Genomic DNA, 18,939 nt, shown 5'->3' on the forward strand with positions numbered 1-18,939 from the left:
ATCGCCCGGCAGCGCATTGCATGCCGGGCCTACAGGTAAAAGCAGGCCGGGTAAGCGTAACGCCACCCGGCATTTTCAAAGGAAACACTGTATGCAGACCATCACCACCTCCTGGTTCGTCCAGGGCATGATCAAAGCCACCTCCGACGCCTGGCTGAAGGGCTGGGACGAGCGCAACGGCGGCAACCTCACGCTGCGCCTGGACGACGCGGATATCGAGCCCTTTGCCGCCGATTTCCACCAGAAGCCGCGCTATATCGCCCTGAGCCAGCCGATGCCGCTGCTCGCCAACACGCCGTTTATCGTTACCGGCTCCGGCAAGTTCTTCCGCAACGTTCAGCTGGACCCGGAAGCCAACCTCGGCGTGGTGAAGGTGGACAGCGACGGCGCGGGCTACCACATCCTTTGGGGGCTAACGGACGACGCGGTGCCGACCTCTGAGCTGCCGGCGCACTTCCTCTCCCACTGCGAGCGCATCAAGGCGACCAACGGCAAAGACCGCGTGATCATGCACTGCCACGCCACTAACCTGATCGCCCTGACCTACGTGCTGGAAAATAATTCTGATTTCTTTACCCGCAAGCTGTGGGAAGGCAGTACCGAGTGTCTGGTAGTGTTCCCGGACGGCGTCGGCATTCTGCCGTGGATGGTGCCGGGTACCGATGAAATCGGCCAGGCGACCGCGACGGATATGCAAAAGCACGCCCTGGTGCTGTGGCCGTTCCACGGTGTCTTCGGCAGCGGCCCGACGCTGGATGAAACCTTCGGCCTGATCGACACCGCCGAGAAATCCGCGGAGGTGCTGGTGAAGGTCTACTCCATGGGCGGCATGAAGCAGACCATCACCCGGGAAGAGCTGATCGCCCTGGGCAAACGCTTTGGCGTCACCCCGATGCAGTCCGCATTAGATCTGTACAACTAACAACATCGCGCCCCGCTTACCGAGACGGGGCGAAAACCACCTGCAATCCCTACAACTAACTCAAGTCAGTGGAGTAAAAGCAATGAAAATAAAAGCAAGCTTGATCCTCACCGTTGCCGCTCTGGCGTTGTCCGGTTCCGCTTTAGCAGAAGTGAAAATCGCCCTGGTGGCGAAGTCCTTAGGAAATGGATTCTTCGAAGCAGCGAACGTCGGCGCGCAGGAGGCGGCCAAAGAGTTAGGCGATGTAAAAGTGATTTATACCGGCCCGACCACCACCACGGCGGAAGCGCAGATCGAGGTGCTGAACGGGCTGATCGCTCAGGGCGTGGATGCGATCGCGATCTCCGCGAACGATCCGGACGCCGTCGTGCCGGTGCTGAAAAAAGCGATGCAGCGCGGCATCAAGGTTGTGTCGTGGGATTCCGGCGTGGCGAAAGCCGGACGTCAAATCCATCTCAATCCCTCCAATAACGCCCTGATTGGCGAAACCAACGTCAAGCTCGCCGCCGATGCTCTGAAAGCGCTGAACGTGGAAAAGGGCGACGTCGCCGTGCTGAGCGCCACGCCAACCTCCACCAACCAGAACACCTGGATTGCGGAGATGAAAAAGGTGCTGCCGAAGTACCCTTCCGTCAACCTGGTGACGGTGGCCTACGGGGACGATCTCTCTGACAAAAGCTACCGTGAGGCGGTCGGTCTGCTGAAAACCTATCCGGACCTGAAGGTTATCGTCTCGCCTTCATCCGTGGGCATCGTGGCCGCCGCGCAGGCGGTAAAAGACCAGGGCAAGATTGGCAAAGTGTACGTCACCGGCTTAGGCCTGCCGTCTGAGATGGCGGGCGCGGTGAAATCCGGCGCGAGCAAGAGCTTTGCCATCTGGAACCCGATCGACCTCGGCTATGCGGCAACCTACCTGGCGGATGATCTGGTGAAAGGCACGGCCACGAAAGGCGAGGCCAGCATGGGCAGACTGGGCAAAGTGAAGCTGGATGCTGACGGCAACGGCGCGATGGCCGAGCCGTTCGTCTACGATGCCAGCAATATTGATAAGTTCTCAAAAATCTTTTGATGCGATTTGTAGGCCGGATAAGCGTAGCGCCATCCGGCAAAAGGCGGGAGGCGCTGCCGCTTACCCGCCCTACACATTCCCCTGTCCAGGAGAACTATCATGACCCCATTGCTACAGCTTTCTGGCATCACGAAGGTGTTCCCCGGCGTGCGTGCCCTTGAGAACGTGCAGCTTGCGCTGTGGCCCGGCAAAGTGACGGCGCTTATAGGCGAAAACGGCGCGGGCAAGTCGACGCTGGTCAAAGTGATGACCGGCATTTATCAGCCCGACGAGGGCGAGATCCTCTACAAAGCGATCCCCGTGCACCTCCCGACGCCGGAGTCGGCGCATAAAATCGGCATCACCGCCATTCACCAGGAAACCGTACTGTTCGATGAGCTATCGGTCACCGAAAATATCTTTGTCGGTCAGTACCTTCACAAGGGCTTCCTGAAAAAGCTCGACTGGCCGGAAATGCACCGCCGGGCGCAGGCCATCCTCACGCGGCTGGAGGTGCAAATCGACCCGCGCGCGACGCTGAAAACCCTGAGCATCGCCCAGCGTCACATGGTAGCGATTGCCCGCGCGCTCTCCTTTGAGGCGCAGGTGGTTATTCTTGATGAACCCACGGCGGCGCTGTCGCAGCATGAAATCCTCGAGTTTTACCAGATTGTGGAGCGCTTAAAGCAGGAGGGGAAAGCCATCCTGTTTATATCCCACAAGTTCGACGAGATTTTTGAGCTGGCGGACCATTACACCATTTTGCGCGACGGCGCGTTCGTCGGCGCAGGTGCAATAAATGAGATCACCGAGGAGCGCATGGTGTCGATGATGGTCGGGCGCGCCATTACGCAAACCTTCCCGAAAATCGACTGCGAGAAGGGCGAAACGGTGCTGGAAGTGAAAAACCTCTGCCACACGACCGAGTTCGCAAACATCTCCTTCTCCCTGCATAAAGGCGAAATCCTTGGCTTCTACGGGCTGGTCGGTGCCGGGCGTACCGAACTGATGCAGGCGCTTTCCGGCGTTACGCGGCCAGCGTCCGGGGAAATTATCCTCAATGGTCAGCCCCGGCGCTTTCGCCAGCCTGCGGATGCCATCAAAGCCGGTATTGTCTGCGTGCCGGAAGAAAGGCAGAAACAGGGGGCGATTATCGCGCTGCCGATTGCCCAGAACATCAGCCTGCCTCAGCTCAGCACGCTCAATCCGAGCGGCGTACTGCACGACGACCGCGAATGGAAGCTGGCAGACGAGTATGCCAAACGTCTGCACGTGAAGGCCTTCAGCTGGAAGCAGGCGGTAGAGACCCTCTCCGGCGGCAACCAGCAAAAGGTCGTTATCGGCAAATGGCTGGCAACGCACCCTGATGTGATCATCCTTGATGAGCCGACAAAAGGCATCGATATCGGCTCAAAGGCAGCCGTTCATCAGTTTATGTCCGAGCTGGTCAGTCAGGGGCTGGCGGTGATTATGGTTTCGTCCGAACTGCCGGAAGTGATGGGCATGGCGGACCGCATCATCGTAATGCACGAGGGGCTGATGGTCGCCGAATACCAGGCGGGAGATGCGACGGCGGAAACCATCGTCAGCGCCGCCAGCGGTGCAAAACAGGAGGCGGCATAAATGCTGAGCTCACTCTTAAAACACCGTGAAGCGCTGCTTGGCGCGGTGATTGTACTGATGATCGTCGCCATCGGCAGCCGCGTGCCGTCGTTTGTCGCGCCGGGCAACCTGGTGGAAATGTTTAACGACACCGCCATTCTGATCGTTCTCGCGCTCGGGCAGATGATGGTGCTGCTCACCAAAGGCATCGACCTGTCGATGGCGGCCAATCTTGCCCTGACCGGGATGATTGTCGCCCTGATTAACTTCCACTACCCGGACGTGCCCGTCTGGCCGCTGCTTATCCTGGCAAGCGCGCTTGGGCTGCTGATGGGCGCGATGAACGGCCTGCTGGTGTGGAAGCTGGGCATTCCGGCGATTGTGGTGACGCTCGGCACTATGAGCATCTACCGCGGAATTATCTTTTTGCTCTCCGGCGGCGGCTGGGTGAACGCCAACCAGATGAGCGCCGACTTTCTCGGGCTGCCGCGAGCCTCTTTGCTGGGCTTGCCGGTACTGAGCTGGTGCGCCATCGCCGCGCTGCTGCTGGTGGGCTACTTCCTGCGCTACAGCCGTACCGGACGGGCGCTCTATACCGCAGGCGGCAACGCGACGGCGGCGTACTATACCGGGATCAACGCCGGGAAAATGCAGTTCATCAGCTTTTGCCTCTCCGGACTGCTGGCCGGGTTCTGCGGCTACCTGTGGATCTCGCGCTTTGCCGTTGCGTATGTCGACGTCGCTAACGGTTTTGAATTGCAGGTGGTGGCCGCCTGCGTGATTGGTGGGATCAGCACCATGGGCGGCACCGGGCGCGTGCTCGGCTGTCTGTTTGGCGCCCTGTTCCTCGGGGTGATTAACAACGCCCTGCCGGTGATCGGCGTCTCCCCGTTCTGGCAGATGGCCATTTCCGGCACGGTAATTATCGTTGCAGTGCTGCTGAACGAGCGCGGCAACAGGCGCAAAGGCAGGCTGATCCTGCGCGACGCCGCGCTGGCGCGTCAGAAACTGGCGGTGAAATCATGAGCAAAATGATGACATCTGAAGCGATCGAACCGACCTCTGCGACGGGCATCTTCCGGCGCCTGCTGTGCTGGGAAGGTTTCCTGCTGGCGGTGACGCTGGCGGTATTCATAGTGAACGCGCTCGCCTCGCCCTACTTCCTCAACGTCTGGAACCTCTCCGATGCGACGTTCAACTTCACCGAAAAGGCGATCATCGTGCTGCCGATGGCGATGCTGATTATCGCCCGGGAAATTGACCTGTCGGTGGCCTCCACCATCGCGCTCAGCTCCACGGTGATGGGCTTTTGCGCGGCGGCGGGCGTCGATACGCCGCTGCTGGTCTGCGTGGGACTTGGCGTCGGGCTGCTGTGCGGACTGTTTAACGGCATCCTGGTGACGCGCTTTAATCTGTCGTCCATCGTCATCACCATCGGCACCATGAGCCTGTACCGCGGGATCGCCTACATCCTGCTCGGGGACCAGGCGCTGAACAGCTACCCGGAGAGCTTCGCCTGGTTCGGCCAGGGCTACGTCTGGGGCGCGCTGTCGTTTGAGTTCGCGCTGTTTATCGTGCTGGCCGCTCTGTTTGCCTTTGTGCTGCACCGCACCAACTTTGGCCGCCGCACCTACGCCATCGGCAATAACCCGACCGGCGCGTGGTATTCCGGCATTAACATTAAACGCCACAACCTGATGCTGTTCGCGCTGGTGGGGTTAATGTCCGGCCTGGCGTCAGTGCTGCTCACCTCGCGTCTGGGCAGCACTCGCCCGACGATTGCGATGGGCTGGGAGCTGGCGGTGGTGACGATGGCGGTGCTCGGCGGCGTCAATATTTTCGGCGGGTCCGGCAGCATGGTGGGCGTGATTATCGCCGCCTTCCTGATGGGGCTGGTGACCTTTGGCCTGAGCCTGCTCAACGTGCCCGGCATTGTGATGTCGGTGATTATCGGCGCGATGCTGATTGTGGTGATTTCACTGCCGATTATTACCCGCCGGGTGATGCAGCGAAGACGGATCTCATAGCCGGGTGGAGCTGCGTTTAACCGGCCTGCTTAACCGTAGGCCCGCGCAAGCGCAGCGCCGCCGGGCATAAAATTCACAGTAATTAAGGAGAATTATCATGAGCTTTATGTTGGCACTTCCAAAAATCAGCCTGCACGGCGCGGGTGCAATCGGCGATATGGTCAACCTGGTGGCGAACAAGCAGTGGGGAAAAGCGCTGGTTGTCACCGACGGCCAGCTGGTGAAGCTCGGCCTGCTCGACAGCCTGTTTACCGCGCTGGACGCCCATCAGATGTCGTATCACCTGTTCGATGAGGTGTTCCCGAACCCGACGGAGGCGCTGGTGCAGAAAGGCTTTGCCGCTTACCAGGACGCGGAATGCGATTACATCATCGCCTTTGGCGGCGGCAGCCCAATTGATACCGCCAAAGCGATAAAAATCCTCACCGCCAACCCGGGTCCGTCAACCGATTATTCCGGCGTCGGCAAGGTGAAAAACGCGGGCGTGCCGCTGGTGGCCATCAACACCACCGCGGGCACGGCGGCGGAGATGACCAGCAACGCGGTGATCATCGATTCCGCGCGTCAGGTGAAAGAAGTCATCATCGACCCGAACATCATCCCGGATATCGCGGTGGACGATGCCAGTGTGATGCTCGATATTCCGGCCTCCGTGACCGCCGCAACCGGCATGGACGCATTAACCCACGCCATTGAAGCCTACGTGTCCGTTGGCGCGCACCCGCTGACCGATGCCAATGCGCTGGAGGCGATTCGCCTGATCAACCTCTGGCTGCCGAAAGCGGTCGACGACGGTCATAACCTGGAAGCGCGCGAGCAGATGGCCTTCGGTCAGTACCTGGCGGGTATGGCGTTCAACAGCGCCGGGCTGGGGCTGGTACACGCTCTGGCGCACCAGCCGGGCGCAACGCACAACCTGCCTCATGGCGTATGTAATGCCATCCTGCTGCCGATCATCGAAAACTTTAACCGCCCGAACGCGGTCGCGCGTTTTGCCCGCGTGGCGCAGGCAATGGGCGTTGACACGCGCGAAATGAGCGACGAAGCCGCCAGCATGGCAGCGATTCAGGCGATTCGTGACCTGAGCGCCCGCGTCGGCATTCCGTCCGGCTTCAGCCAGCTCGGCGTCACCAAAGCCGACATTGAAGGCTGGCTGGATAAAGCCCTCGCCGATCCGTGCGCGCCGTGCAACCCGCGCACCGCCAGCCGCGACGAGGTCCGCGAGCTGTATCTGGAGGCATTATGATCCGCAAAGCGTTTGTGATGCAGGTAAACCCGGACGCGCACGAAGAGTACGCCCGACGCCACAATCCGATCTGGCCCGAACTGGAAGCGGTGCTGAAAGCCCACGGCGCGCACCACTACGCCATTTATCTCGACAGAGAACGCAACCTGCTGTTTGCGACGGTGGAGATTGAGTCGGAGGAGCGCTGGAACGCGGTGGCGAATACCGACGTCTGCCAGCGCTGGTGGAAACATATGGCTGACGTCATGCCGTCGAACCCGGATAACAGCCCGGTGAGTTCGGATCTGAAAGAGGTGTTTTACTTAGCGTAACGGCAAAGCGGGTGATGCAACGCACGCGTCACCTGCTTTTAGCGCAAAGTTCTCAATCCATAAACTACCGTATCATGCTCCCAGATGATGGTTTCGTTCCTCTCTTTCGCATCGTGACAGTACTGTTCAATAACGGCAATCTGCTCGGGCGATAACGCACAAAACGGTTTCGATACTCTCTCAGTTCAAAGATGAGATCGATCAGCGCTTTTCTGACTTTTTGCGGGTTCGTGTTAATTCTGGCGTAATTTTTAAATACTTTACTCAATGATTTTGGCCATAAATACCCATGGTTATCTCGCGGCGCGGGAGCGTTAAATTCATTGTTCAAAACATAATGCCAGGTACTAAAATCCGTTGAGGCCATAATCCGATCGTGACTCCATTCCGGGACCGGTTGCACCTGAGCATAAGCTCCTCGCCTGCGTCCCATCTCTTTTTTGCGCCATTCACGGGTAAGGCACTCTTTAGCCTTCTCGATGTTTTTATAGAAATGACACTCATCCCTATCTTTTGTGCAGTGAATCGTTTCCCACCACATATCGCCAAATCTCATCCTGGCTTCTCTGTCGACCGCGTTTCTTAAAGAGATCTCAAGGTTCTGGAGGAGAGGATAAATGGACGCTGCTGCATGCTGAGACCAGATGTATATACCGTATAATTCGCATTCATTATTTGGACGAAACGTTGTGCGATATCCGTCCAGACGTATTGATGAGATCAATGAAATAATCGGTTTATAATTAGTGACTTGCGGCATTTTTTCGTGCTCCCAGAACGATGTGCCGAAGCATACCATAGACCTGTAGATACAGTTGACGGTGGATCCTTCAACCGTTAGAATTTGGTCCTGAAAGCCTGTACTGTCTACTTCCCCTTTTTATAGGTTCTGGTTGCGTACACCATAGGCAAAGCGATTTATGAAACCCACCTCTGGTGGGTTTCGTCGTTTTACAGCGCCTATGCCTGGTTCGCCTCCACCGTGTTACTTCGTGCAGCAATCTCCCGCCTGCTGCTCAGCGTAAACGCCGACACCACCGTAATCGCCAGTACGAAACAGCCCAGCATCAGGTACGTCTCCTGAAAGCCGATCCGGTCATACATATTTCCGGCAAAGGCGGAGAGGAAAATCGCTGCCGACTGTTTGGCAAACTGGAAGCCAATCAGGTAGATGGTGGCCGACAGGCGCGTATCAAACACTCCGGTAATGTATTTGAATGCCCCCACCAGCAGGAACGGGACCTCCAGCGCGTGCAGCATCTTCAGGGCGATCACCTCCACGGCGGTGGTGGCAAACGACGAACCGATGATGCGCGTCGCCATAATTACCCCGGCAATCAGCAGCGTGTTTTTCGCGCCGATGCGGTTAATGATCCACGGCGAGCAGAACATGATGATGGCGTTACAAATCTCCCCCGCCGTGGTGGCAAAACCGAACGCCCGGGTGCCCGCTTCCGGCGTGGCGAAGAAGGTTTTAAAGAAGGTGGCAAACTGCTGGTCGAAAACGTCATACACGCAGGCCACGCCAATCACGTACAGAATGAACATCCACATTCTGCGCTGGCGGAACAGGTTGAACACGGTTTTAGCGGTGATCTGCGGCTGGTTCGCGCCCAGGGCGTTCATCACCTGCGCCGTCTGGTTGGGCTTCGGTTTCGCGACCACCAGCAGCAGCATCAGCAAAAGCGCCGCCGCCGATCCCATCCAGAAAACATACGACGGGTCGATGCCAAACAGAATGCCGCCCGTTGAGGCGCACAGCCCCCAGCCGAGGCAGCCAAACATGCGCGCCTTGCCGTACTCAAAGAGGCTGTTGCGGCTCACGCGTTCAATGTAGGCCTCAATCGCCCCGGATCCGGCTGAAAAAACAAAGCCGATATACAACCCGCCGCTCAGCGCGCCCAGCCAGATATTGGTTTTCAACAGTGGCGCGAAGACGTACAGGAAAAACGGCGCGAACAGAAACAGCAGCACTGAGATTATCCACAGCAGGTGTTTTTTCAGCCCCAGCTTGTCCGAAATGACGCCCAGCACCGGCTGGAAGGCAATGGCCGACAGCGAGATGCAGGAGAAGACAATCCCGGTATGGGTTTTGTTCAGACCGATGATGTCCGACAGCCAGATCGGCAGGAAAGGAAAGCAGGTGGCCATGATGAAGAAGTAGAGAAAGAAGAACAGCCCGAAGATCCAGAAGTTAGGGTTGTCTTTGTGGGTACAGGTTGTTGTGTTCATTATTTTTATCCTCAACGGAGGGCCGGCTGCCCGGCCCGTCACCTTTACACGCGTTCCACGCCAATCAGAATGGCGGTTTCCGGATCCAGAATCGGCAGCGCAATACCCGCCCGCATCAGCCATTCGCCGCTTGCCGTTTGCGGGGCTTCCATCCACGCCGGCAGCTTGCGCATGGTGTGTCCACCCTCGCCCGTGATCTGAATGTTCGGATGATCCAGCAGCGTGATGCGGTACTGCGCGCTGGCGTCTAACCCCGGCATGCGCAGCGGCATCATCAGGGTGTAATCCGGCATTGCGAGCTGGCTGACCATAAACAGCCCCTGCGTTTTGTCTTCACTCACTATACCCTGCGCCAGCGTGGTGGCATCCGGCATGTCCACGCGCCACTGGGTACCGTGATGAATCACCTCGCGCCACCGCTTATACAGCGCGGCGTAATGGCGATAGCCCTCACGCTCCTGCGCATCCACGGTGAGCGGATCCAGCTCCAGCCCCATATGCCCAAACAGCGCCGTCAGCCCACGGAAAGCGATGCTGTGCTGGCGGAAGGTGGCGTGACATTTATGATGACCGATATGCGCCCCCATCACCTCCGGCGGGAAGAAGTAGCTCATGCCGCGCTGGATCGTGTTGCGCTCCAGCGCGTCGTTGTTATCGGACGCCCAGAAGCGGTGGCTGCGGGTCAGCACTTCATAATCGATTCGCCCCCCGCCAGAGGAGCAGGATTCAAATTCAATGTGCGGGAAACGCTCGCCCAGCACGTCCAGCAGGCGGTAAAACTGGCGGGTCTGCGCGTCGGCGGCGGCTTTACCGTTGTGCCCGGGCTGCACCAGCTCGCGGTTCATGTCCCATTTCACGTAGTCGACAGCATGTTCGCCCAGCAGCCAGCTCATGCGCTCCACGAGATAATTAAAGGCCTGCGGGATGTTCAGGTTGAGCACCAGCTGGTGCCGCCCGGTCGCCTGCGCGTAGCCCGGCAGCGCCAGCACCCAGTCAGGATGCGCGCGATACAGATCGGAATCCGGGTTAATCATCTCCGGCTCGATCCAGATGCCAAACTCCATGCCGAGCCGTTTAACGTGACTGATGACCGGCGTCAGGCCGTTCGGGTATTTTTTCTCATCCAGGTACCAGTCGCCCAGCGCGGCGCGATCGTCGTTGCGGCCTTTGAACCAGCCGTCGTCAATAATAAAGCGCTCCACGCCCAGCGCGGCGGCCTCGTCGGCCATACGCATGATGTACTCCGGGTCGTGGCTGAAGTAGATCCCCTCCCAGGTATTGAGGTGTACCGGGCGCGGTTTGTTTTCCGGGAAGCGGATGATGTGGTCGCGCAGGTAGCGGTGGAACTGCTGGCTCATGCCGTTCAGCCCGTGCGGGGAGTAGCTGGCATACAGGCGCGGCGTCCAGAGCGTTTCGCCCTCTTCAATCGCCATTTCACCCGGCAGGTAAAGCGCTTCGGCCTGTATATAACGGCGACCATCGGTTTTCGCTTCGGCGCGCAGGCGGTGGTTGCCGCTCCAGCCCAGATGCACGCCCCAGACGTCGCCCTGCATTTCGCTGAACGATGCCGTACCGGCGATCAGCGCCGGGAAATGTTCGTGGGACGTTTTACCCCGACGGTTTTCAATGACAACGCTGTCGTGCTCAAGCGTGACGCGGTGCGGCTGAAATTCCCTGATCCAGCGTCCGTGAAAGGCCATCACCTCCTGCGCGCGCTCGGCTACCGGCAGCGTGACGGCGAATCGGTCCACCTGCCACGCCTGTGCTTTCAGGTTGGTTAACCCGTGGCGCACCACCAGCACACCGCTGGCCTCCAGCACCAGCTCGCTGGTCAGGCGCAGGCCCGCCTGTTTATCCTCCGCCGTTACCGTCAGGGTGTGTCCCTGCTGCTGCACGTCTGTAGTGGTAAAGACGGGGGACCCGTCCAGCCCTTGGCGATGCCCCTCAATACCGGGCGAGCCAAACAGCCCGTGCCCCAGCTCGGCCATCAACGTCACCGGTGAGTCCACGTCCAGCCTGCCGTTCGCCACCGGCCGCGCCAGCGTAGCGACATCCTGCGGCGAAAAGTGGTGAAGGTGCGGCCCCCAGTAGAGAATTTCGGCGAACGGATAGGTTTTTAGCACCACGTCAACCGTGGTGCTTTCGAGTCGTAAAATGGCATCTTGCATCAGACATCTCCTGTCGTCGGGATGCCTTGAGTGTTGATCCGAAACGTTTCGGATACAAACCAAAACGTTTCGGATCTGTGATCGGGTTTGGAAATTTGCCCGGTTTAGGCCGTCTGACCCGGGAAGAATTCCGGCTGCCAGAGCACCTGGAGCCGTTCGACGTCATCGCCGTTGATCAGCTGGCGCACCATGTCCGCAATCTGCTTTCCGACGCCCTGGCGGGTGGACTGGAGCACCGCCGCCACGTCGATATCGACAATGCTGTCCTGCGGTAAACCGTCGTAAACCACCAGCGAGACGGCCTCGTCGCCGGACAGGCGCCCCATCTGCGCCAGCGCCATCGCCGCGCCGTCGCCGTGGGTGTTGCAGTCGGTAATGATGGCCGTGGGGGGCTGCGGCAGGGAGAGAAGTTCTTGCGTGGTCGCATAGCCTACGCGACGCGAAGGGGGCATGGCGCGCAGCCATTCGCTGGAGAGCCCGGCTTCCCGCAGCGCGTCCAGGTAGCCCTGTCGCCGCTGGGTGATGAATGCCTGATTATTGCTTTCGCCCAGCAGGGCAATGCGCTGATGGCCTTTCTCGATCAGCCAGCGGGTGGCCTGGTACGTGCCGGCATAGTTGTCGAAATCGAACCACGCGTACGGCTGCGGCAGCTGGCTGCGGCCAAGCGCCAGGAAAGGGAAACCGGCGGCCTGAAGCTGCTCAAGACGCGGATCGCGATCCAGCGTATGGGCCACAATCAGCGCATCCACGCGCCGGCTTTGCACCATGCGCATATAGCTGTGTTTGTCCGCCAGATCGTCGTCAGCGATGAGCAGCAGATCGATCTCATGTCGCGCCAGTTCGTGGCTAATTTCGCCGACCATGTCCATAAAAACGCTGTTATTGAGCGGAACAGGATGCACGGGAAAAACGAGGCCGACGGCATCAATTTTGCCCATCTTCAGGCGGCGCGCAAACGTATTAGGTCGGTAGCCACGGCGCTGGGCCTCCGCCTCCACGCGGGCGCGCGTCTCAGCAGAAACGTCGTCATACCCGTTGAGGGCGCGGCTGACGGTAGTGACGGACAGCCCCAGTTCTTTAGCAATGGCTTTGAGCGACATGATTTTCCGTATCTTCGTTAATTTTGTTCCGCCACCAGAAGGGCGTGCGTATCCGGCTCCAGCGCCTTAAAGATATGCGGCTGATCGGCGGGGTAGCAAATGTAATCGCCCGGGCCGAGTTCTTCCGCCGCGTCGATCAGGCCGACCATCGCCCGCCCCTGGGTCACGATAATGTGCTCAACCGACCCCGGCGGATGCGGCTGGGAAATACGGTCTGCGCCCGGCTGAGTCAGCAGCAGATAGATATCACGACGCGCCCCCGGCGGACACGCCGCCAGCAAAATCGCCTCGTAGTTCGCCTGCCCGGCAACCACCTTTGTGCCCTCGCCGCGGCGGATCACCTGCGTGACGGGCTGCTGCGGCTCCAGTAACCGGGCAAACGGAATATCCAGCGCCACGCAAAGCGACCAGAGCGTTTCCAGGCTGGGATTGCCGTTGCCAGACTCCAGCTGAGAAAGCGTGGATTTGGCGATCCCGGCACGGCGGGCAATTTCCGCCAGTGAAAGCCCGGTTCGCAGGCGTTCCCGCACCAGGCTTTTGGCGATCACGCTGATTGGCTGCGTCATAAAAACGGCCTCTGTCTCTCTATAACGAACGATTCGTTCATCTTGTAAAACGATTTTGATGCGTTCATTATAATGGAAATACGTTCGATATGGCTAAAAGGGTATGAAGAATCACCTCTCTTGTCTGAAAGGCGACACGATAAAAGCGATAATTTTGGTCTGCCTCGCGGTAGGCGTGGTCGGCATGTCTTACGGCTCGCTGGCGATGGCCTACGGCTTCCCGCTGTGGGTGCCGTTTGTGCTTTCCCTCACGGTGCTGGCGGGCGCATCCGAGTTTATGTTCATCGGCATCGTGGCGAGCGGCGGCAATCCGCTGGCAGCGGCGGCGGCCGGTTTGCTGGTTAACGCCCGCCATGTGCCGTTCGGCGTGACGGTACGTGAGCTGGTGGGCAAGCGCGGCCTGAGCTTTCTGGGCTGTCATATCATGAACGATGAAAGCGTGGTGTTCGGCCTGTCGCAAAAAACCGCCGAGCAGCGTAAGGCGGCCTACTGGCTGTGCGGGCTAGGCGTGGCAATCATCTGGCCGCTGGGGGCGGTGCTGGGGGCAATGGTCGGCAAGCTGCTGCCGGACCCGGAGACCATCGGGCTGGACGCGGTGTTTCCGGCGATCCTGCTGGCGTTAGTCGTGCCGGCATTTAAAAACCGCACCACGCTGATCCGCGCCTGTAGCGGTGCTGTGTTGTCGCTGGCAGCGGTGCCGTTTGCGCCGGTGGGCCTGCCAGTACTGCTCTCTTTGCTCGGTCTCGCCGCGAGGAAAAAATAATGGAAAACATGACGGTCTTTATTCTCGGCATCGCCATTCTTTCTGCCGGAACCTATCTGATGCGTCTTGGCGGGGCAAAGCTCGGCAACCGGCTGGCGCTTTCTGAACGATCGCAGGCGCTGCTTTCCGATGCGGCTACCGTTTTGCTGTTCTCCGTCGCGCTGGCAACAACGTTTTATGAAGGGGAACATTTTGCGGGGATGGCGCGCGTGCTGGGCGTGGGGTTCGCTGTGTTTCTGGCCTGGCGAAAAATGCCGTTAATTGTGGTGATCGTCGCGGCGGCGGTGGTGACGGCGCTGCTGCGTCTGGCGGGTATAAACTAAAAAAGCGCCCCAGGGGCGCTCTTTCGACGGTATAGCGAAATTATTTGTTCAGTTCAGCGGTCATGTGGACGCGGTTACCGGTGAACGCCTGGGTAATTTTATAGGATGACGCGCCTGCTTCCTGAGCCTGTGCGGCGATTTTAGCTTCAGCACCGTCCAGCGTAGAGGCGGATGCGGTCACTGTCTGCGCAGCGAAAGAACCGAAAGATGTAGCCAGAGCGATTACAGCGACAAAAGTTTTGATGCTTTTCATGAGATAAACCCTTTCGTTAAGTTGTTTTGGTAAGGCACCGTGCCTTGATGAGATAAATAGTAGCCCTCATCCCGATCAACTAAAAGCGGAAGGATTTGCCTATATCATTCAAAATTACTGATCAACCATTAACCGCTGAGGATGGGTATAAATGGTTGCTCTACCCGGCTTGCAGAACCCCACCAGCGTCAGGTTACAGCGCTCCGCCACCTCCACCGCCAGCGTGGTTGCCGCCGACACCGCAAACAGGATTTCCACGCCGCACATGGCGGACTTTTGCACCATCTCATAGCTGGCACGGCTGGAGACTAACGCCGCGCCCTGCTGCCAGACGTTGTTTTCCCGTGCGCGGCGGCCCAGCAGCTTGTCCAGCGCCACGTGGCGGCCAACGTCTTCATGCCCGCCTGCAATACTCCCCGACGGCAATACCCACGCCGCCGCATGCGTACAGCCGCTGAGCTGGCCGATGGGCTGAACGTCGTTCAGATGCTCAAGCGCCCGGTCAAGATGCGCCAGATTAAACGTCTGGGTGAACGGCAGGGGAACAATCGGTTTACCAATATCGTTAAGCTGTTCAACGCCGCACACGCCGCAGCCGGTACGTCCGGCCAGCGCCCGTCGACGCTCTTTAAGCCCCATAAAGCGGCGGCTGGAGAGTTCGATTTGCACTTCGAGACCGTTGCAGGCCGGCACGACGTCCATGCCGTAGATCTCCTGCGGATGGGCAATAATGCCTTCCGAGAGGGAGAAACCGATGGCGAACAGCTCGAGATCTTTCGGCGAGGCCATCATCACCACATGCGAAATACCGTTGTAAACCAGCGCAACGGGGACTTCTTCCGCCAGAAAATCTGGCGTGGCATCTGAGATATGGGGCGGTCTGTGTACCGACAGTTCCACAATGCCCGCAGGCAGTGGCGACGCGTGGGCAGCACGGTTTTGTTTAGACACAACGGTATTCCTGAACAACCACGGAAGTGAGCCTGCTATTGCAACACAAACAGCAGACCTTACGCATAGTATGGATCAACTTTTCAGCAACCATTCTCCTACTCAATTCGGAGGGGTGCAACCGGTCGCCTGCTACACACCCTTAACATCCCCAGAGAAAAATGTGACTGATATCACATTTTATAATCAATGCCGTGATAATACGTTCACTTTGTTTTAACGCCGTTGGAACAGGCGTACCGACATTGTGGTATTCTGCGCTTATCCCTCGGAGAAATGGGGGTTTAATGCAAATTTTTCTCCTTTGCGGTTAATTCTCAACCGCAAAGTAAAACTACATAGCAATGTCGTAATGAACCAAGGAGTGACCCATGCAGGTCAGCAGAAGGCAGTTCTTTAAGATCTGCGCTGGCGGTATGGCAGGCACCACGGCGGCGGCACTGGGCTTTGCGCCCGGCGTAGCGCTGGCGGAAACGCGGCAGTATAAACTGCTGCGTACCCGCGAAACCCGTAACACCTGTACGTACTGCTCCGTCGGCTGTGGGCTGTTAATGTATAGCCTCGGCGACGGTGCGAAAAACGCCAAAGCATCCATTTTCCACATTGAAGGCGATCCGGATCATCCGGTCAACCGTGGTGCGCTGTGTCCGAAAGGGGCCGGTCTGGTAGATTTTATCCACTCCGAGAGCCGCCTGAAGTTTCCTGAGTATCGCGCGCCAGGCTCTGATAAATGGCAGCAAATCAGCTGGGAAGAGGCGTTCGATCGCATCGCTAAGCTGATGAAAGAAGACCGCGATGCCAACTTTATCGCGAAGAATGCCGAAGGCACCACCGTTAACCGCTGGCTCTCCACCGGGATGCTGTGTGCTTCAGCCTCCAGTAACGAAACCGGCTATTTAACCCAGAAATTTACGCGCGCACTCGGTATGCTCGCGGTCGACAACCAGGCGCGTGTCTGACACGGACCAACGGTAGCAAGTCTTGCTCCAACATTTGGTCGCGGTGCGATGACCAACCACTGGGTCGACATCAAGAACGCCAACCTCATTGTGGTGATGGGCGGTAATGCCGCTGAAGCGCACCCTGTCGGGTTCCGCTGGGCGATGGAAGCCAAAATCCACAACGGTGCGAAACTGATTGTGATCGATCCCCGCTTTACGCGTACGGCGTCAGTGGCGGATTTCTACACCCCTATTCGTTCAGGTACTGACATCACTTTCCTGTCAGGCGTATTGCTGTACCTGATGACCAACGAAAAATATAACCGCGAATACACCGAAGCCTATACCAACGCCAGCCTGATCGTGCGTGAGGATTACAGCTTCGACGATGGCCTGTTCAGCGGTTATGACGCCGAAAAACGCAAATACGACAAAACCAGCTGGAACTACGAGCTGGACGAAAACGGCTTTGCGAAGCGCGACACCACCCTGCAACACCCGCGCTGCGTGTGGAACCTGCTGAAAGAGCACGTTTCCCGCTACACGCCGGACGTTGTCGAGAACATCTGCGGGACGCCGAAGGCAGACTTCCTGAAGGTGTGCGAGCTGATTGCGGAAACCAGCGCGAAAGATAAAACCGCGTCGTTCCTGTATGCGCTCGGCTGGACGCAGCACTCCATCGGCGCGCAGAACATCCGCACCATGGCGATGGTTCAGCTGCTGCTCGGCAACATGGGGATGGCTGGCGGCGGCGTGAACGCCCTGCGCGGTCACTCTAACATCCAGGGTCTGACCGACCTCGGCCTGCTGTCTCAGAGCCTGACGGGCTACATGAACCTGCCAAGCGAAAAACAGACTGACCTGCAAACTTACCTGACGGCCAGCACGCCAAAACCGCTGCTCGAAGGCCAGGTGAACTACTGGGGCAACTATCCGAAGTTCTTCGTCTCGCTGATGAAAGCCTTCTACGGCGACAAGGCGACGGCGGACAACAGCTGGGGCTTTGACTGGCTGCCGAAGTGGGACAAAGGTTACGACGTCCTCCAGTACTTCGAGATGATGCATCAGGGCCAGGTCAACGGCTATATCTGCCAGGGCTTTAACCCGGTCGCGTCGTTCCCGAACAAGAACAAGGTTGTCGAATCTCTGTCGAAGCTGAAGTTCCTGGTGACGATTGACCCGCTCAATACCGAAACCTCGACCTTCTGGCAGAACCACGGTGAGTCGAACGACGTTGATCCGTCGAAGATTCAGACCGAAGTGTTCCGTCTGCCGTCTACCTGTTTCGCGGAAGAGAACGGTTCTATCGTCAACTCTGGCCGCTGGTTGCAGTGGCACTGGAAAGGCGCGGACGCCCCGGGCATCGCCCTGAACGACGGCGAGATCCTGGCCGGCATCTTCTTACGCCTGCGTAAAATGTACGCCTCTGAGGGCGGCGCAACGCCTGAGCCGGTGCTGAACATGACCTGGAACTACTCGACGCCGGAAAACCCTGCGCCGGAAGAAGTGGCCATGGAGAGCAACGGTAAGGCGCTGGCGGACGTTATCGACCCGGCGACCGGTGCGGTTCTGGCGAAAAAAGGCGACCAGCTCAGCACCTTCGCGCACCTGCGCGATGATGGTACGACGTCAAGCGGCTGCTGGATCTTTGCCGGTAGCTGGACGCCGAAAGGCAACCAGATGGCCAACCGCGACAACGCCGACCCGTCGGGCCTCGGTAATACGCTGGGCTGGGCATGGGCGTGGCCGCTTAACCGCCGCATCCTCTATAACCGTGCCTCCGCTGACCCGCAGGGCAACCCGTGGGATCCGAAGCGTCAGCTTCTGAAGTGGGACGGCGCGAAATGGGGCGGCGTGGATATTCCGGACTACAGCACTGCCGCACCGGGCAGCGACGTTGGGCCGTTTATCATGCAGCCTGAAGGGATGGGGCGCCTGTTTGCTATCGACAAGATGGCGGAAGGGCCGTTCCCGGAACACTACGAGCCGTTTGAGACGCCGCTGGGCACCAACCCGCTGCACCCGAACGTGGTCTCTAACCCGGCAGCGCGTATCTTCAAGGGCGACTTTGAAGCGCTGGGTAAAAAGGACAAGTTCCCGTACGTGGGCACCACTTACCGTCTGACCGAACACTTCCACTACTGGACCAAGCACGCGCTGCTTAATGCCATCGCGCAGCCGGAACAGTTTGTGGAGATCGGCGAGAAGCTGGCGAACAAGCTCGGCATTGCCCATGGCGATACCGTGAAGGTCTCTTCCAACCGTGGCTACATCAAAGCCAAAGCGGTAGTGACCAAGCGTATTCGCACGCTGAACGTTCACGGTCAGCAGGTGGATACCATCGGTATTCCGATTCACTGGGGCTATGAGGGCGTGGCGAAGAAAGGGTTCATTGCGAACACCCTGACGCCGTTCGTCGGCGATGCGAACACGCAGACGCCGGAGTTTAAAGCCTTCCTCGTGAACGTGGAAAAGGTGTAACGGAG

General features: G+C 58.6%; 17 protein-coding genes. 10 read left to right on the forward strand and 7 right to left on the reverse strand.

Translation table 11 applies throughout. From position 1 onward, the window contains the following. Window positions 1-91 precede the first annotated feature (91 nt). The 7 genes from rhaD (at window position 92) to rhaM (ending at window position 7,156) form a co-directional block, all read left to right on the forward strand. A complete protein-coding gene (gene rhaD, locus IM300_RS17340; protein WP_063865445.1) occupies window positions 92-922 on the forward strand; it encodes a rhamnulose-1-phosphate aldolase in 831 nt (276 codons plus the stop codon). An 82-nt stretch (window positions 923-1,004) separates the two neighbouring features. Next, complete coding sequence (rhaS, locus tag IM300_RS17345; protein ID WP_063865444.1) at window positions 1,005-1,991, forward strand: rhamnose ABC transporter substrate-binding protein; 987 nt, start codon at window positions 1,005-1,007, stop codon at window positions 1,989-1,991. 99 nt (window positions 1,992-2,090) lie between these two features. Continuing rightward, window positions 2,091-3,593 carry a sugar ABC transporter ATP-binding protein gene (locus IM300_RS17350; RefSeq protein ID WP_193037552.1) on the forward strand — a complete coding sequence of 501 codons (1,503 nt, stop codon included), beginning with the start codon at window positions 2,091-2,093 and terminating at the stop codon, window positions 3,591-3,593. After that, entirely contained in the window at window positions 3,594-4,598 is a 1,005-nt protein-coding gene (locus tag IM300_RS17355) for an ABC transporter permease (RefSeq protein ID WP_193037554.1), read from the forward strand. Then, window positions 4,595-5,599 carry an ABC transporter permease gene (locus IM300_RS17360; protein ID WP_193037556.1) on the forward strand — a complete coding sequence of 335 codons (1,005 nt, stop codon included), beginning with the start codon at window positions 4,595-4,597 and terminating at the stop codon, window positions 5,597-5,599. Before IM300_RS17355 ends, IM300_RS17360 begins: the two co-directional genes overlap by 4 nt. A 97-nt stretch (window positions 5,600-5,696) precedes the next feature. Beyond that, the gene (fucO, locus tag IM300_RS17365; protein WP_193037558.1) at window positions 5,697-6,845 is read left to right on the forward strand and encodes a lactaldehyde reductase; all 1,149 of its coding nucleotides are present in this window, start codon (window positions 5,697-5,699) and stop codon (window positions 6,843-6,845) included. Further along, entirely contained in the window at window positions 6,842-7,156 is a 315-nt protein-coding gene (gene rhaM, locus IM300_RS17370) for an L-rhamnose mutarotase (RefSeq protein WP_063449695.1), read from the forward strand. Before fucO ends, rhaM begins: the two co-directional genes overlap by 4 nt. 64 nt (window positions 7,157-7,220) lie before the next feature. Here the strand turns inward: rhaM and IM300_RS17375 are convergent, their stop codons facing one another. The 5 genes from IM300_RS17375 to IM300_RS17395 form a co-directional block, all read right to left on the reverse strand. After that, a complete protein-coding gene (locus tag IM300_RS17375) occupies window positions 7,221-7,712 on the reverse strand; it encodes a hypothetical protein (protein WP_193037560.1) in 492 nt (163 codons plus the stop codon). A 404-nt stretch (window positions 7,713-8,116) separates the two neighbouring features. Continuing rightward, entirely contained in the window at window positions 8,117-9,388 is a 1,272-nt protein-coding gene (locus tag IM300_RS17380) for an MFS transporter (protein ID WP_131637386.1), read from the reverse strand. A gap of 44 nt (window positions 9,389-9,432) precedes the next feature. Next, window positions 9,433-11,556 carry an alpha-galactosidase gene (locus IM300_RS17385; protein WP_193037562.1) on the reverse strand — a complete coding sequence of 708 codons (2,124 nt, stop codon included), beginning with the start codon at window positions 11,554-11,556 and terminating at the stop codon, window positions 9,433-9,435. A 104-nt stretch (window positions 11,557-11,660) separates the two neighbouring features. Then, window positions 11,661-12,656, reverse strand: a complete 996-nt coding sequence (locus tag IM300_RS17390) for a LacI family DNA-binding transcriptional regulator (RefSeq protein ID WP_193037564.1) — start codon at window positions 12,654-12,656, stop codon at window positions 11,661-11,663. Between the two features lie 17 nt (window positions 12,657-12,673). Continuing rightward, window positions 12,674-13,222 (reverse strand): helix-turn-helix domain-containing protein, encoded by a 549-nt coding sequence (locus IM300_RS17395; RefSeq protein ID WP_003861973.1) that lies wholly within the window; start codon window positions 13,220-13,222, stop codon window positions 12,674-12,676. Window positions 13,223-13,325: 103 nt separating this feature from the next. On the opposite strand from IM300_RS17395, the gene IM300_RS17400 reads away from it, so the two are divergent. Further along, window positions 13,326-13,985 carry an AzlC family ABC transporter permease gene (locus tag IM300_RS17400; RefSeq protein WP_063449690.1) on the forward strand — a complete coding sequence of 220 codons (660 nt, stop codon included), beginning with the start codon at window positions 13,326-13,328 and terminating at the stop codon, window positions 13,983-13,985. After that, complete coding sequence (locus IM300_RS17405) at window positions 13,985-14,308, forward strand: AzlD domain-containing protein (protein ID WP_193037566.1); 324 nt, start codon at window positions 13,985-13,987, stop codon at window positions 14,306-14,308. The genes IM300_RS17400 and IM300_RS17405 overlap by 1 nt, the downstream gene beginning before the upstream one ends. A gap of 40 nt (window positions 14,309-14,348) precedes the next feature. Here IM300_RS17405 and IM300_RS17410 read toward each other — a convergent pair whose 3' ends face one another. Next, window positions 14,349-14,561 carry a DUF1471 domain-containing protein gene (locus IM300_RS17410; RefSeq protein WP_003861966.1) on the reverse strand — a complete coding sequence of 71 codons (213 nt, stop codon included), beginning with the start codon at window positions 14,559-14,561 and terminating at the stop codon, window positions 14,349-14,351. A gap of 114 nt (window positions 14,562-14,675) precedes the next feature. Continuing rightward, a complete protein-coding gene (gene fdhD / locus IM300_RS17415; RefSeq protein WP_193037568.1) occupies window positions 14,676-15,512 on the reverse strand; it encodes a formate dehydrogenase accessory sulfurtransferase FdhD in 837 nt (278 codons plus the stop codon). Between the two features lie 371 nt (window positions 15,513-15,883). Here fdhD and fdnG point away from each other — a divergent pair, with 371 nt between their 5' ends. Next, the gene (gene fdnG, locus IM300_RS17420; protein WP_193037570.1) at window positions 15,884-18,934 is read left to right on the forward strand and encodes a formate dehydrogenase-N subunit alpha; all 3,051 of its coding nucleotides are present in this window, start codon (window positions 15,884-15,886) and stop codon (window positions 18,932-18,934) included. Window positions 18,935-18,939 lie beyond the last annotated feature (5 nt).

The organism is Enterobacter cloacae complex sp. I2 (assembly GCF_014896205.1).
Lineage (GTDB): Bacteria > Pseudomonadota > Gammaproteobacteria > Enterobacterales > Enterobacteriaceae > Enterobacter > Enterobacter quasihormaechei.